At 68.6% G+C, this 14696-nt stretch carries 10 protein-coding genes and 2 tRNA genes; 5 read left to right on the top strand and 7 right to left on the bottom strand.

Going from position 1 to position 14696, the window contains the following annotated elements:
• Positions 1-12 precede the first annotated feature (12 nt).
• The gene (locus tag ACSGDB_RS15660) at positions 13-1854 is read right to left on the bottom strand and encodes a phosphoenolpyruvate carboxykinase (GTP) (RefSeq protein ID WP_434995874.1); all 1842 of its coding nucleotides are present in this window, start codon (positions 1852-1854) and stop codon (positions 13-15) included.
• Between the two features lie 292 nt (positions 1855-2146).
• Here ACSGDB_RS15660 and ACSGDB_RS15655 point away from each other — a divergent pair.
• Together ACSGDB_RS15655 and ACSGDB_RS15650 are read left to right on the top strand one after the other, a co-directional pair.
• Positions 2147-2219 (top strand) — tRNA-Arg (locus ACSGDB_RS15655).
• 95 nt (positions 2220-2314) lie between these two features.
• A complete protein-coding gene (locus tag ACSGDB_RS15650; RefSeq protein ID WP_434995872.1) occupies positions 2315-3733 on the top strand; it encodes a dihydrolipoyl dehydrogenase family protein in 1419 nt (472 codons plus the stop codon).
• A 13-nt stretch (positions 3734-3746) separates the two neighbouring features.
• On the opposite strand, the gene ACSGDB_RS15645 is transcribed toward ACSGDB_RS15650, so the two are convergent.
• From ACSGDB_RS15645 to upp, 3 genes are all read right to left on the bottom strand, one after another.
• A complete protein-coding gene (locus tag ACSGDB_RS15645) occupies positions 3747-4280 on the bottom strand; it encodes a SixA phosphatase family protein (protein WP_434995870.1) in 534 nt (177 codons plus the stop codon).
• A gap of 37 nt (positions 4281-4317) precedes the next feature.
• Positions 4318-5127 carry a winged helix-turn-helix domain-containing protein gene (locus ACSGDB_RS15640; protein WP_434995869.1) on the bottom strand — a complete coding sequence of 270 codons (810 nt, stop codon included), beginning with the start codon at positions 5125-5127 and terminating at the stop codon, positions 4318-4320.
• A 445-nt stretch (positions 5128-5572) separates the two neighbouring features.
• On the bottom strand, positions 5573-6208 hold the full coding sequence (upp, locus tag ACSGDB_RS15635; RefSeq protein WP_434995868.1) for a uracil phosphoribosyltransferase: 636 nt from the start codon (positions 6206-6208) through the stop codon (positions 5573-5575).
• 23 nt (positions 6209-6231) lie between these two features.
• On the opposite strand from upp, the gene tadA reads away from it, so the two are divergent.
• The 3 genes from tadA (at position 6232) to ACSGDB_RS15620 (ending at position 7404) form a co-directional block, all read left to right on the top strand.
• Positions 6232-6726 (top strand): tRNA adenosine(34) deaminase TadA, encoded by a 495-nt coding sequence (gene tadA / locus ACSGDB_RS15630; protein ID WP_434995867.1) that lies wholly within the window; start codon positions 6232-6234, stop codon positions 6724-6726.
• A gap of 49 nt (positions 6727-6775) precedes the next feature.
• Entirely contained in the window at positions 6776-7264 is a 489-nt protein-coding gene (locus ACSGDB_RS15625) for a pyridoxamine 5'-phosphate oxidase family protein (RefSeq protein ID WP_394251313.1), read from the top strand.
• 50 nt (positions 7265-7314) lie between these two features.
• A tRNA-Ser gene (locus ACSGDB_RS15620) sits at positions 7315-7404 on the top strand.
• Positions 7405-7556: 152 nt separating this feature from the next.
• On the opposite strand, the gene ACSGDB_RS15615 is transcribed toward ACSGDB_RS15620, so the two are convergent.
• From ACSGDB_RS15615 to ACSGDB_RS15605, 3 genes are all read right to left on the bottom strand, one after another.
• Positions 7557-8291, bottom strand: a complete 735-nt coding sequence (locus tag ACSGDB_RS15615) for a hypothetical protein (protein WP_434995865.1) — start codon at positions 8289-8291, stop codon at positions 7557-7559.
• Positions 8292-8369: 78 nt separating this feature from the next.
• A complete protein-coding gene (locus ACSGDB_RS15610; protein WP_434995864.1) occupies positions 8370-14087 on the bottom strand; it encodes a DUF6531 domain-containing protein in 5718 nt (1905 codons plus the stop codon).
• Positions 14088-14409: 322 nt separating this feature from the next.
• Positions 14410-14691 (bottom strand): pyrophosphorylase, encoded by a 282-nt coding sequence (locus ACSGDB_RS15605; protein ID WP_394251278.1) that lies wholly within the window; start codon positions 14689-14691, stop codon positions 14410-14412.
• Positions 14692-14696: the final 5 nt, after the last annotated feature.

Here is a 14696-nt window from a genome sequence, read left to right as displayed (position 1 = left end):
GCCTGCAGGTGGTCAGTGCGCGGACATCCGCTCCTTCAAGGACGCGAGCTCGGCGTGCAGCGCGTCCGGGAGCGAGTCCCCGAACCTCGCGTACCACTCCTCGATGGAGGCGAGCTCGACGTCCCATTCCTCGCGGTCGACGTGCACCGCGGCCTCCAACTCGGCCGACGTCATGTCCAGCCCCGTCAGGTCGAGCGCCTCGCCCGTGGGCACGAAGCCGATGGGGGTCTCGACGGCGTCCGCCGTACCCTCCAGCCGCTCGATGACCCACTTGAGCACCCGCGAGTTGTCACCGAAGCCCGGCCAGGCAAAGCCACCGGACGCAGTGCGGCGGAACCAGTTGACGAGGAAGATCTTCGGCAGGCGCGCCTGGTCCGCACCCGCGCTGAGGGTGAGCCAGTGCCGGAGGTAGTCGCCGGCGTCGTAGCCCATGAAGGGCAGCATGGCCATGGGATCGCGCCGCACGCGCCCCACCTCTCCCGCCGCGGCGGCCGTGGTCTCCGACGAGAGCGTCGACCCCATGAAGATGCCGTTCGCCCAGTCGCGGGACTGCGTGACGAGGGGGACCGTCGTCTTGCGGCGTCCGCCGAAGAGGATGGCCGAGAGTTCGACGCCGTCCGGCCGGTGGAACTCCTCGGCGAGCATGTCGATCTGGTCGATCGGCGTGCAGAAACGGGCGTTCGGATGCGCGGCGGTGTGGTCCATGTCCGGCGTCCAGTCGCGGCCCTGCCAGTCCGTGAGGTGGGCCGGCACCTCCTCGGTCATCCCCTCCCACCAGACGCCGCCGTCGTCGGTGAGTGCCACGTTCGTGAACACCGAGTTGCCCTTGGCGATGGCGCGCATGGCATTCGGGTTGGTGTGCCAGCCGGTGCCGGGGGCGACGCCGAAGAGGCCCGCCTCGGGATTGACGGCCCGCAGCTCGCCCTCCTTGCCGAAGCGCATCCAGGTGATGTCGTCGCCGAGGGTCTCGACCTTCCAGCCGTCGATCGTGGGGTCCAGGAGCGCGAGGTTCGTCTTACCGCACGCGGAGGGGAACGCCGCGGAGATGTAGTAGGTCCTGTCCTGGGGAGAGGTGAGCTTGAGGATCAGCATGTGCTCGGCGAGCCATCCCTCGTCGCGGGCCATGACGGACGCGATCCGCAGCGCGTAGCACTTCTTCCCGAGCAGGGCGTTGCCCCCGTAACCGGAGCCGTAGGACCAGATGGAACGCTCCTCGGGGAAGTGGACGATCCACTTCTCGTCATTGCAGGGCCACGGGACGTCGGCCTCGCCGTCGGCGAGGGGGGCGCCGAGCGAATGGAGCGCGGGCACGAACGCGGCGTCGAGTTCCGTCATACGGTCCAGGACGGCGGTGCCGATCGTCGCCATGATGCGCATGGACGTGACCACGTAGGCGCTGTCGGTGATCTCGACGCCGAACTTGGGGTCCTCGGCGTCGAGATGGCCCATGACGAACGGGATGACGTACATGGTGCGGCCGCGCATGGCGCCGTTGAACAGGCCGGTCAGCTTCGCCTTCATCTCCGCCGGATCCATCCAGTTGTTCGTGAAGCCTGCGTCCCGCTCGTCGGCGGAGCAGATGAAGGTCTGCTCCTCCACCCGGGCCACGTCCTTGGGGTCCGAGAACGCGGCGAAGGAGTTGGGGAAGGTCTCAGGGTTCAGCCGGACGAACGTCCCGCTCGCGACCAGCCCGTCGGTGAGGCGCCGGTTCTCGGCTTCGGAACCGTCCACCCAGACGACGTCGTCCGGCTGCGTCAGCTGCCGCACCTCCTCGACCCACGCGAGCAGTGCCTTGTGGGTGGTCGGCGCAGTGGAGGGTGTGTCGACCGTGAGCAGTCGTACGGGCTCGCCCATTACTCTTCCCTTCGTTGGGTGGCTGGTGTCTACCGATGCTAGGGGCGTGGTCTTTCATGCAAGGGTGGGTCCGGCGGACCGCGCGGCCCACCCGGGGCCCGTCCCGCGCCAGAAAGCCGATGTCCAGCGCTTACGTTACGCCTTGGTGTGACAAAGGTCACCTAGACCGGTCTACGTGGGCAGGAGGGGTCTCGGCTGATTAGGCGCCGCAGTCAATCCGCGCTAGAGTTACTTACGGCCAAACGGCCAGCTTGTAGGACTCGTTCGCACTGCGGATCGACGAACTACGGATGCGTGCGTAGCTCAACGGATAGAGCATCTGACTACGGATCAGAAGGTTGGGGGTTCGAATCCCTTCGCGCGCACGACGGTCACGCAGACCACAAAAAGGCCCCGACTCCGGTCGGGGCCTTTTTGCGTCGAGGTTGCCCCGTGCAGGGACGGATGGAAGGCTCAGCCCATGAGCGAACCCCTGAGTATCGATGTCATCGTGATCGGCGCCGGCGCCGTCGGAGAGAACGTGGCGGGACGCGTGGTCGAGCGCGGGCTCTCGGCCGTGCTCGTCGAGGCGGACCTCGTGGGGGGCGAGTGCTCCTACTGGGCGTGCATGCCGTCCAAGGCCCTCCTCCGCCCGGGCACCGTGCTCAGCGCGGCACGCGGAGTGGCAGGCGCACGCGAAGCGGTCACCGGCGTGCTCGACGCGGAACAGGTACTCGAACGCCGCACCTCCTTCACCTCCGGCTGGGACGACTCCTCGCAGGAGGACTGGGTCGCCTCGGCGGGCATCACCCTGGAACGCGGCTGGGCGAAACTCACCGGCGAGCGCGAGGTCGTCATCACCCACGACGAAGGGCCCGAAACCACCTACCGCGCCACGCACGCCGTCGTGCTCGCCACGGGCTCCACGCCGACCGTCCCGCCGATCGACGGACTCGCGGACCTCGACTACTGGACCACCCGGGAGGCGACCTCCGCGAAGGAGGTCCCGGCGAGCCTCGCCGTCCTCGGTGGCGGCGTGGCCGGCGTCGAACTGGCCCAGGCCTATGCGCGGCTCGGCGCGGAGGTGACCGTCGTCGCCCGCAGCGGGATCCTCGGCAACTACCCCAAGGAGGCCTCGGACCTCGTCCTGGAGGCCCTCCGCGGTGAAGGACTCACCATCCTGACGGACACGGAGACGAAGGCCGTGACACGGGAGGACGGGAAGTTCGTGCTCACCCTCGGGGACGGCCGGACCGTCACCGCGGAGAAGCTCCTCGTCTCGACCGGACGCCACCCGCACACCGCAGGCCTCGGGCTCGAGAGCGTCGGCCTGGACCCGAGGGCGCTGACCCGGGACCCCACCGGGCGCGTGCCCGACGTCGGAGGCTGGCTGTATGCGGTCGGCGACGCGGGCGGCGTCGTCCAGTTGACGCACCAGGGCAAGTACGAGGCACGCACCACCGGCGATGCCATCGCGGCCCGTGCCCGGGGAGACCTCGGCGAGACCGCCGACGACTGGAGCGCCTACGCCTCGACGGCGGACCGCACCGCCGTCCCCCAGGTGGTCTTCACGGACCCCGAGATCGCCATGGTGGGCCGGACCCTCGAGCAGGCACGAAAGGACGGCGTCAACGCCTCCGAGACTTCCCTCGAGATCGCCGTCGCCGGGTCAGCCCTGCATTCCGACGACTACAAGGGCTGGGCGCAGATGGTGGTCGACGAGGACCGGAAGGTGCTCGTCGGCGTCACGTTCGCCGGGCCCGAGGTGTCCGAGATGCTGCACGCCGCCACGATCGCGATCGTCGGGGAGGTGCCCCTCGACCGCCTGTGGCATGCCGTCCCCGCCTACCCCACCGTGAGCGAGGTGTGGCTGCGCCTGCTCGAGAAGTACGGGCTGTGAGCCGGCGCTCCGGTCAGCGGAGGGTCGAGGCCCGGCGCACCACGAAGTCCGTGACGTCGGCGTCGCGCCCGTCGAGTTCCGCCCAGGGGCCGTCGAAGGTCATGACGGTGAGTCCCGACGTCGGGTAGTCCGTGGCGAGGTCCATGACCGCATGCTCGCTGGAGCGGACGGAGGCCAGGCGCATGGCCAGATCCTGGATGCCAGGATTGTGCCCGATGACGAGCAGGCTCGTCACGGTCTGCGGCACGTGGTTGATGAGGGCGAGGATCTCCGAGGGCCGGGCCGCATAGAGCTCGTCCTCCAGTTTCGGCGTCGGCGCCTTGTCCCCCAGTTCCTTGCACACCCAGGTGCACGTCTGGCGGGTCCGCAGGGCCGTGGAGACGAGGATGAAGTCGGGGACGGCGTCGTGCTCCCGCATCCAGCGCCCGACGAGCGGGGCGTCGGCGTGGCCGCGGGAACTGAGGGACCGCTCGTGGTCCGACACTCCCTCGCCGAACTCGGCCTTCGCGTGGCGCAGCAGCATGAGTTGTCTGAGGTGGGAGGCCATCCTCGCAGTCTAGGGCTTCCCCGGCGTGCCGAGCAGCCTAGATGGAGTACTCCGGGGCGGCCCAGACCACGACTTCGGGGTGGTCGTAGAACCGGTAACCCTGCCCACGGACGGTGCGCACGGTGTTCGCCAGGCGGCCGAGCTTCGACCGCAGGCGCCGGATGTGCACGTCGATGGTGCGCTCGTTCGGCACCTCGTCGGCGTTCCGCCAGAGACCGCTGAGGAGTTCCTCCCGGCCCACCGTGCGGGTGGCGTTCTCCACGAGGTAGTTCAGGAGCTCGAACTCCTTGAACGTGAGGTTCAGCGTCTCGCCGTCGAGGTGGACCTCACGGCGCGACAGGTCGATGAGCACGCCGGTGGGCCGGGACTGCTGGGCGCGGGACGGCACGGGGGCGGTCTCGGGGCGGGCACGGCGGGCGACGGTCGGATCGCCGAGCGCGGCTCGGACGACGTCGATGTCCGACCCTGGGGCATCCGCAGGGGCGAGGGCGACGGCCGCATGGCTCTCGGCCGTCGGCACGAGCGAGCGCACATAGGCCCGTACGTCCTGGGCCAGTTTGGTGAAGGTGGTGCCGGCAGCTGCGGCGGTTGCCTCGTCGAGGGCCACGTAGAGCACGAAGCCCCGCGCGGTCGTGTCGCCGCTGACGGCCTGCGGGCCGGGCACGCCGTTCGGCGTGACGACGGGGACGGGCGCCGTCATGGTCGAGGCGGTGTCTCCGGGCACGGCCTGCAGGCGGGACTGCGCCGGAGGCTGTGCGCCGGGCAGGGAGTGCCCGAACTGCGGACGCGCCTGGCGGCCCTGGGGGGAGCGGAGGGAGATGTGGACGTAACCCGGATTAACTGACATGGAACCAACCTCGTGAAGTGTGCCGTCATCACGGCTCGAATGCGGGATGTGCCCGGTCGGGATGAAGAGGATCGCCCGCCGTTGGGCTTGGGAATGCGTAAGAGGGTTGGGTGTGACCGTTACGCGTGCATTCGAAGACAGCAGCGACCCGCGCCGGACGGGATGCCCGGGGAGGAGACTGCGGCTGCACAAGCGAGTGAAAGGGTGCTCACATGACGAATTATTGCACGTAACAATTGGCTACGCGCAAGTAACAAAGGCTCATAGTCCAGCATGCGGACGGGTACGCCGGAGACGGAATGCGTGATACGACGCAGGACAGCGAGTATTGCGTGACGTGCGTTCGGGAACGACCATCACGCCGAGGAGAACGTCCACGGACACCGTCCGGAGGGCCGACCGCGGGCACCGCGGACTGTCAAGGGACGACGCCGCGGAGAGGGGCCTAACCGACGACGCCGTACAGGCGGTCGCCGGCGTCGCCGAGCCCCGGGACGATGTACGACTTCTCGTCGAGCCGCTCGTCGATCGAGGCCAGGACGATGGTGACGTTGCGGTCCTCGAGTTCCTCCTGCAGCGTGGCAAGGCCTTCGGGTGCGGCGAGCAGGCAGATGCAGGTGATGTCCGCGGCACCGCGGGCGAAGAGGAACTTGATGGCCTCGCGGAGGGTGCCACCCGTGGCGAGCATCGGGTCGAGCACGAAGACCTGGCGTCCGGTGAGGTCGTCCGGCAGCCGCTCGGCGTACGTAATGGCTTCGAGGGTCTCCTCGTTGCGGGCCATCCCGAGGAAGCCCACCTCGGCGGTCGGCACGAGGCGCGTCATGCCCTCGAGCATGCCGAGCCCGGCACGGAGAATGGGAACCACGAGGGGGGTGGGCTTCACGAGTCCGACGCCCTCGGTCCTGGTGACCGGCGTCTCGATGGACACGGTTTCGACCCGGACATCGCGGGTGGCCTCGTAGGCCAGCAGGGTGACGAGCTCCTCGGTGAGGAGGCGGAACACCGGCGACGACGTGTCCTTGTCCCGGAGAACCGTGAGTTTGTGGGCTACCAGGGGGTGGTCGACTACCAGTACACGCATGCCTCAAAAGTACCATTGGAGCCATGTCCCCCTCCGTCGTCGCCGTCCTCCCCGAGCACCGGGCGTGGATGGGGCTGGCCCTGCAGGCGGCCGCGAGGACCCGTGCGAGCGCGGACGTGCCCATCGGCGCCGTCGTCGTCGGGCCGGACGGCGAGGTGCTGGGTACGGGCTGGAATCAGCGCGAGGAACTCGGGGATCCGACGGCGCACGCCGAGGTGCAGGCCATCCGCGCCGCCTCCGCGCGCCTCGGCGGGTGGCGGCTTGAGGGCTGCACCCTGGTGGTGACGCTCGAACCGTGCGCCATGTGCGCCGGCGCCTCCGTCCTGGCACGCATCCCCCGCGTGGTGTTCGGGGCCTGGGACGAGAAGGCAGGGGCGTCGGGCTCGGTGTTCGATGTGCTGCGCGAGCGGCGGCTGAACCACTGGACGGAGGTCTTCGCGGGGGTCCGCGAAGAGGAGTGCGCCGCCCTTCTCAGGGAGTTCTTCGCCACACAGCGGTCCGGTTCCGGCTCCCGGTGATTCTGCGTAGGCTGAGGAGATCGGCACCATCCCTCATGAAGGAGCAGACGTGGCAGATCAGCAGGACGGTTTGAAAGAAGTACAGGACATCCTCGGCAAGACCGACATCGCGATCCTCACGACCGTGAGCCTCGACGGGCAGCTCGTGAGCAGGCCCCTCGCACTCCAGGCGAAGGACTTCGACGGCGACCTCTGGTTCTTCACCGAGGACCCCTCCCCCAAGGCCGACGAGATCCGCGCCAACCCGCAGGTCAACGTCTCGGCGAGCACGGGCAAGGGCTACGTCTCCATCGCGGGCACGGCCACGCTGACGAAGGACCAGGCGAAGATCGACGAGCTGTGGGGACCGTCGGTGTCCGCATGGTTCGAGAACGGCCGCGAGGATCCCGCCGTCGCCCTCATCCATGTCGACGCCGACACCGCCGAGTACTGGTCCATGGACGCGCCGCGCGTCGTCTCGGCCGTGAAGATGGTCAAGGGGCTCGTGACGGGCACCAAGCCGGACTCCGGCAAGAACGACGTCGTCGAGCTGCCGTAGCGGCTCCCGTTTTGGGTGTTGGGCGCCCGAGCCGGTAACGTAGTGGCGTTGGTGACGTGTCCGAGCGGCCGAAGGTGCAACACTCGAAATGTTGTTTGGTGTAAAAGCCAACGTGGGTTCAAATCCCACCGTCACCGCCACATGATGCCGTCAGGCATCGCACACGAAACGCTCTCCTCCGGGAGGGCGTTTCGTGTTTCCCGCCGAAACGCTGACACCCCGCCATTGCATGTGACGCACCCGTAGCAAATGGCACAACAACGGGTCGTAGTTCTCGCTACCGCCTCGGCGTCTACGTGAAACGAAGTTCCTGCGCTTGGGCGCCGCGTTCCCAAGCCCAGCCGGTGAGGTCCCTGACCCCCTGGGACTCGAAGAAACCGTCCAGTGCTTTCTCCGCCACATCGGCGGGAACCTTCACTCCTTGGGGTACCCAGCCAGTCAGACCATGCGTGTCCAAAGCCATCGGCACCTCATCGTCCTGGTGGGGAAGATGAGTGAGAACGGACAATGTCTCGAGGTCTCGATCGTCCGAAGCGATGTGTACAACGAAACCCTCCGCAGCAGCACCCCACGCCTCGAAGCGGCGGTGGCCGAGACTGACCACGAATCGGCCATCTTTCAAGCTCTCCCAACGTCCTAGTCGAGAGAGTGCCTGTTGCTTGGCTTTCCCGACACTCTCGATCGCCTCGCCTGCGACAATCCAGGTGGACGGGGAAGCCTGATGACGACGGTTGTAGACGAAGAAAGCGATTTCTTTTCCGAACAGGTACCCGATAGCCGACACAGGAACCCATACAAGGGCGAACCCCTGCCATGGGGCGGGAAACAGGAGCAATAGACCCAGTCCAGCGAAGATCACTCCGTAGATGAGCCACGCAGGTCCTCGGATACCCGTGAGAGAACCCACCGCGCCGCTGATCAGAAGACCGACGCCAACAACCACGACGGCCGCCGGAAGAACCTCGCGCGGGACGTTGCTCACGATCAGGACAAGCAACAGGATCAGGAGTGCAGCGGGGATCAGCATGCGGAGCATGAATTCCCGTGACCCGCTTGCCCCGCGCGGTCGATCAGACTTACGGTTGTCCATCAATTCCCCTGTATCTCAGTTCCCTGTGACGAGAAACTTGGCAACGTCAAGTCCTGATCCCGTCGTCGTCCCGTAAAGCGATGAGCGCAGCAGCCTCACGGAATTCGGACCACCGCTCACTAGTCCCGACAGCGTGCTGACGTTCGTTCGTGCTGCTTGCTGGAGTGTACTGGATGAGCTCGGTCCACCCGGTAGGTGGGTCAAGGCGCCGCCTGTCGCACCCGCCCAACCCACGTCAGCCCATGAGACGGCTTCCCCCGCGATGAACTTGTCGGTCATGGTACCCGCGACTGCACCACCGCTCCCCAAAGCAGTGGTTGCTGCGGCTGCCTGGATCGTGGATCGGGCGCCCGCGGCAGTGAGGGTATAAGCCCCATAACCGCCTGCCCGAGCCAGGGTTCCGCCTGCAGGTCCCGCCAGTCCGCCCAAAGCACCGCTCACCGCGCCGCCGGCTGTGGAGCCGGCGAAGGACCGCCAGTTTTCGATTCGGCCCCCGTTCTTGATCAGATGAGTTGCTGCGCCACCAACTGCACCTGCTGTTCCGTTGACACCCGCATTCACAGCGACGTAGCTGCCAAGTCTTGAGGCCGATGACGCAGTTGCAGCCGCTGCGCGCCCGGCAGAAAGAGCTCCCCCTCCGAGCAATCCGACCGCACCCATCGCAGCCGATTGTGCCCAGTTGACCTCGCCCTTGGTTGCCTTCTGGATGACGACGTCGGCGCCGAAGCTCATCAACCCCATGCCTGCGACCTGCCCGCCGGGGACGAACATCAACACCGCACCGCCGACGATGGCGGCACCGCCGACGACGTATTCCCAGTTGTCGCCGAGCCAGTCTCCTGCTGCGGCCATCGCACCCCCGGCGCTGCCGTCGTAGGCCTTGAGCTCGTCGTCGGTGAGGGGTCGGAGGCCGGTGGGGTCGGTGGTGTTGAGCGGGTTGTTGCCGGCGTACGCGTAGGGGTTGCCGTCCCAGCCTGCGCCGAGAACGGGGGCCAACGGGTCGGTGGACAGGAACCCCCGGGTCCCGGGGTCGTAGGCGCGGGCGCCGAGCCATTCCAGGCCTGCAATGTCCACGCCGCCGTGACCTGTCAGGCTGACCCCCGCGGGGAGTCCGCCGGCCAGGCCGGTGCTTGCACCGGCGCCGGCGCTGAGCCCGGTAGTGCCACTCCCCGCCATTTCGCCGGAGGTTCCGCCGGGCGTGGGAACGGTGGGGGTGCCGAGGACCGCCCAGGGGTCGGTCTCGTCGGTGGGCCGGGCCGCCCGCCAGCCCGGCGCCGTCCAGGCGTTACCGATCCCTGTCACACCGCCGGGCAGGGACAGGACCTGACCGCCACCAATATCTGCGATGCCGGTGGCCCCTGCACCCGCGGTGCTGTCACGGGATGGGGTGATGTTGGTGAGGGCGGGGATGGGTGTGGCGGTGTCCCACCAGAGTGGGGTGCCGTCGATGCCAGCGAGTTCACCGAGGGCATCGACCCACAGCCCGTGCCGCGAGATTTCCTCCCCGTCGGGGGTCCGCTCGCAGGTGCCGCTCAATTGTCCGGTGGGGCCCCAGGCGTATTCAGTCCAGGACCCGTCCGCGCCGATGAGCCGGGTGCGCCGGCCGAGGCCGTCGTGGACGAACTCCACCCTCGACCCGTCCGGGCCGGTGATGGTCAGGAGTTGACCCGCGGCGTCGTAGGCGAACATGCGCGACCCTGTCGGGGTGCTCTCGCGGATCAGGCGGCCCCCGGCGTCGTACTCCCACTCCGAGAGCGCTGCCTCCGCCTCGGCCGCCGGCATTGATGCCTGCGCGTCCGAGCCTCTGAGCGGGGTGGTGGCGGCGGTGACCATCTGTCCGGCGCCGTCGTACCCGTACCGGGTGATAGCGCCGGCGCGGGTCAGGGCCGTGATGCGGCCGTCGTCGTCCCGGCCGATCAGCGTCACATCAGCGCCCCTGCCACTGTTTGCGGTGGCTGCACCGCCCGCGTTGCTTGCGCTGTTCGAGAGGCTGCGGGTGTGCTCGGCGAGGGTCCCGTGCCGGTAGGTCCATTCCTGGACGAGGTCCCCGGCGGTCACCCCGGTCAGGCGCCCGGACGCGTCGTGGGTGAAGACCGCATCGCCCAACAACGGGTTGGTGACGGTGGTGAGCCGTCCGGCGGGGTCGTGGGTGTAGGTGGTGGTGGTGCCGTGGGCGTCGGTGAAGGACGTCCGGTATCCATCGGCGTCGTACGCCCACGACAACCCCTGGCCTCCCCGGGTGCGGGAGGTCAGCTGCCCGCGCCGGTTGAAGCCGAGTTCATGCTCCACCACCAGCCCGTCATTTCCAGTGTGGTCGGTGACGACGACCCGCCGGTTCATGACATCCCTCTCGATCGCGGCCAGCAGGCGGCCGTCGACCGATGTGGTTTTCTCCTGCCCGGCGGCGTCGTAGGTCCAGGTGGTGGTGTGCCCGTCGGGGTCGGTCTGGGACAGCTGCCGCCCGGCCGGATCATAGGTCGCGGTGGTGACCCGCCCCAGCGGGTCCGTCACCGAGGAGACCTGGTCGGTCGGGGTGTAGGTGCGGGTGGTGACCCCGCCCAACGGGTCCGTGACCTTGATGAGCCGTCCGCGGGTGTCGTACTCGAACCGGGTCCGTCCGCCCACCCCGTTGATGGTGGAAGTCAGTTCCCCGGCGGTGTTGTAGGCGAACCGCCGGGTCCCGTACCAGGTGTCCTGCGAGTACGTCAGGCGCCCGCAGGCGTCGTACCCGTACCGGGACACCCCCTGACCCGGGCTCCGGCGCAGGGTCAGGCGCCCGGACGGGTCATAGGTGAAGGTCTCGACCTCGCCGGTCGGCAGGGTGCGGGAGGCGACGCGCTGGTCGGCGTCATACGCCAGTACGGTGACAGCACCCAGCGGGTCGGTCGTCCGCCAGGGGCGCCCGCACGCGTCGTACTCGTACAGGGTCACGGCCCCCAGAGGACTGGTGATGGAGGTGATTTTCCCCGCCAGGTCCCGGCCCAGGACGGTCAGCCCGCCCTCCCCGTCGAGGAGCTCCACCGGATTCCCCGCCGCGTCATAGGTAATCAGCTCCGCGGACCCGTCCGCGGATTCTGCCCGGACCGGGCGTCCGTACTGGTCGAAGCTGTAGGTCGCGGACGCGAACGCGTCCGTGATCGTCGCCGTCCCGACCGCCCGGTCCGTGGTGGTGTCGGTGCGGACCCCGGTGGGATCCACCACGGCGGTGAGGGCACCGACCCTGTCGTACTCGCGGACCCAGTCGTGGCCTGCGGGGTCCGTGATGCCGACCAGCCGGGAGAGCGTGTCATGCGTGAAGCCCCAACGGGCGCCGTCGGGCAGGATGGCCGCCGTGAGATTCCCAAGCTCGTCAGTGACCTGCTCGATGCTGCGGCCGAGGGGGTCGGTGGTGCGGACCAGGTCTCCCGTCGGACCGTACTCGAGTTCGGTCCGGCCGCCGTCGGGGGCGACCGACGCCGTCACCCGGCCGGCCGGGTCGTGCTCGAACACCCACACCGCCCCGTCCGGGTCCACCCGGCGCACCAAGAGCCCCCTGGCGTCGTAGGTGAACCGGGTCTCCGCCCCGGACGGGCTGACCGCCGTCACCGGGCGGCCCGCCCCGTCCCGGACGATCCTCGCCGTGTCCCCCAGAGCGTTGCGGGTGGCGATCAGGTCCCCGTGCCCGTCGTACTCGAAGCCGATGCTCACACCGACCGGGTCCGTCACCCGGACCAGGAGCCCGTCCACCCACTGAAGTTCGGTGCGGCCGCCCAGCGGGTCGTGCACCACGCACGGATCCCGGGTGATGTCATCGGCGTACTCGTAGCTGACCACGGACCCGGTCGCAGTGACCAGGGTGGTCAGTCGGTCGTGCTTGTCCCACCCGTACGTCAGGTCCGCGCCCTCCGGGGTCACCGTCCGGGTCCTGCGACCGCGGGCGTCGTAGGCGTGGACGGTGACCGCGCCGTCGCGCTCGGTCAGGGACACCAGGTTCCCGTGCTTGTCGTAGGCCATGGACTGGCGCCGGTCGTCCGAATCCAGGACACCGACGAGGCGTCCCTTCGCATCCGCAACCCACGAATTCGACCGTGACCCGTCCTCGTCCGAGACGACAGTGACCCGGCCGGGCAGATACGCGAACCGCACCCGGCGCCCGTGCTGGGTGACCTGCAACACCACCCGGCCCTGCGCGTCGTACGTGTTCTCCGCCTCCACGACCCCGGCAGCGGAGAACACGGCGTCGATGAGACCGTCCTCGTTCCACCGATACGAACGCGTCCCGGTCTCCCCGGTCACGCCGACCAGCCGGCCGGCATCGTCGTACCCGTACTCCACCCGGCGGCCGTCCGAGGACCGCACCACGGCCACACGCCCGCTTGCGTGCTCGACGTCCAGGAACCGGCCCCGCCCATGCGACAACCGGCTGATCAGAGGCGCGCCGTCGGGCACTCCGTCAGTGGAGACGTCGGTATCGGAGTCGGCTGCGTCGGCCGGTGCTTCCCGGTGCACGGAGATGGTGCGGCCAGGACCGGACCCGGCCCCCAGCCAAAGCCCGGCGGCGCTGAACGCCCACCAGCCACCCTGATTGTCCCGGACCACCAACAGCTCCGAGAATCCCTCGGGCACGGAGTCAAGGTCGGAGAAGCCGGTGGCGGGTTCCCGGGTGAGCCAGTAGTTCTCCCCCACCGCCCGACCCCAGGCGTCGCCGTTCCTCGGGAAGTCCACGGCCCGGCCGTCGGCCAGCACCCAGCGGGCACCCTCGTCCGACAGGGCCAGCTGCTGGTCGAGGACGGACGCCCAGCCCGGGCCGAACACCCCCGGGGAGTCCAGGCCAGTGCCCAGCGAGTTGTACATGCGCGAGAGCACCAGGTTCGACGCGAGGCCCGCAAAGCCGAGATCGGTCTCGGGTTCGATGAAGTTCCCGGTCGCGGTGTTCACCGGATCATTCGCATACCCGGTGGTCGGCACCGCACCGTACGCCGTCGGCGGATCGATCGACAGGGCCGAGCGGGTCGCGCTCATCCCGGCCGCGGCCAACGCCTCCCCCAGGCCCGCATCCGAGACCGTCGACACGGCGCCCTCACCACCGGCCGCGGCGAACGCGTCGGCGATCGTGACCGCCCACGCCGCGTCGTCCTCGTTGGCCTGCAGGTAGTTCCGGTACGCAGCGATCACCCCGGAGGCCTCGATCGTTCCCCACGAGCAGCTCGACGCGAAGGAGGACAGCTGGCCCGCCAGAGCACCCGGCGCCGACGCCAATCCGTCATCCAGTCCACGCGCACTGCTCGCGAACGTGCGCAGGTTCGAGGGCCGCGCCGAGGACGTCCCGCCCCCGTACCCGCCACCGGGCCCCGGGGTCTGGCGGGAGCCCGTGGACGCCGCCGCCTGCGGGAACGACGGTGCCGCCCCCGGGTCCATGTTCGGCCGGTCCCCCTCGCCGAAGACCGCGTCCCAGCCCTTCTCGAAGGCGTTGCGGTCGTTGTGCTCGCGCACCCACGCGTTATTAGCCCTGCGCCGCGCATCCTCCTCGCGGCCGGCGTCGATCATCTGCCCCACATAGCCGGCCACCGTCCGCAACGCCGAGGCCAGGGCGGTCGCATCAGTCGCAGCGGTCGTGGCATTGTCCTGGAAGATCTCCGAGAACCGCCCCTTGAAGTCCTCACGCGCCGCGCTTACGTACGAAGACCGCGTTCCGGCCCGGTTCTCCAACCGCGTGGCCGCGGACTGGAACGCCCGCTGCACCGATCCGGCCACTCCGTAATCGAATCGCCCACCGTGGGAGGCATCCGACTCCGGCAACAACGGCATCTCCACGAATTCGGCCACAACCAACGCCCCCCAGGAACAAGAACAACAGGAAAACCATCAAACCCGCCCGGGAAGACACCCGAACGGGGAAAACCACGAAAAGAAAGAGACCTGCACCGACCACGGTGGGCGCGAGGGAATCAGCGCCCCGAGGAAACAATTCGAGAAGACCCGGAGCGGGGAAACACCTGTTCCGCGAGAGGCGGCTGACCGCACCATGCACGACGCGTGGAACGGTCAGCCGGGCCTCACAGCAGAGACCGTGGACTCAGGCCCCGCCGCCGGCGGAGAAGATGTCCTGGGAGATCTTCTGCAGCTGCGTCCGCAGCTCCTCGAGCTCCTGGCGGGCCTTGTCCAGGGCGGCTTTCGTCTCCGGCCAGGTGGATCCGCGGAACTGCGAAGCCAGCGGACCGTCCCACACATTCGGATCCGACAGGATCTTGCCCTGCGCATCCAGGGCCGAGATCTGATCCGTGAAACCACCGTTGATGATCGACTGCACCTGACCGATAGCGGCCTTCGCCTGCTCGGTCGACAACACACGTGACATAAGAA

The sequence above is a fragment of the Arthrobacter sp. Ld5 genome, assembly GCF_051172775.1.
Classification (GTDB): Bacteria; Actinomycetota; Actinomycetes; order Actinomycetales; family Micrococcaceae; genus Arthrobacter_D.
The sequence above is the reverse complement of the archived record's forward strand: the minus strand, read 5'-3'. Positions and strand labels throughout refer to the sequence as shown.

Excerpts from the sequence above, each read along its gene's own strand:
- ACSGDB_RS15660 (WP_434995874.1), bottom strand. The coding sequence starts at position 1,854 with ATGGGCGAGCCCGTACGACTGCTCACGGTCGACACACCCTCCACTGCG.
- ACSGDB_RS15650 (WP_434995872.1), top strand. The coding sequence starts at position 2,315 with ATGAGCGAACCCCTGAGTATCGATGTCATCGTGATCGGCGCCGGCGCC.
- ACSGDB_RS15645 (WP_434995870.1), bottom strand. The coding sequence starts at position 4,280 with ATGGCCTCCCACCTCAGACAACTCATGCTGCTGCGCCACGCGAAGGCC.
- ACSGDB_RS15640 (WP_434995869.1), bottom strand. The coding sequence starts at position 5,127 with ATGTCAGTTAATCCGGGTTACGTCCACATCTCCCTCCGCTCCCCCCAG.
- upp (WP_434995868.1), bottom strand. The coding sequence starts at position 6,208 with ATGCGTGTACTGGTAGTCGACCACCCCCTGGTAGCCCACAAACTCACG.
- tadA (WP_434995867.1), top strand. The coding sequence starts at position 6,232 with ATGTCCCCCTCCGTCGTCGCCGTCCTCCCCGAGCACCGGGCGTGGATG.
- ACSGDB_RS15615 (WP_434995865.1), bottom strand. The coding sequence starts at position 8,291 with ATGCTGATCCCCGCTGCACTCCTGATCCTGTTGCTTGTCCTGATCGTG.
- ACSGDB_RS15605 (WP_394251278.1), bottom strand. The coding sequence starts at position 14,691 with ATGTCACGTGTGTTGTCGACCGAGCAGGCGAAGGCCGCTATCGGTCAG.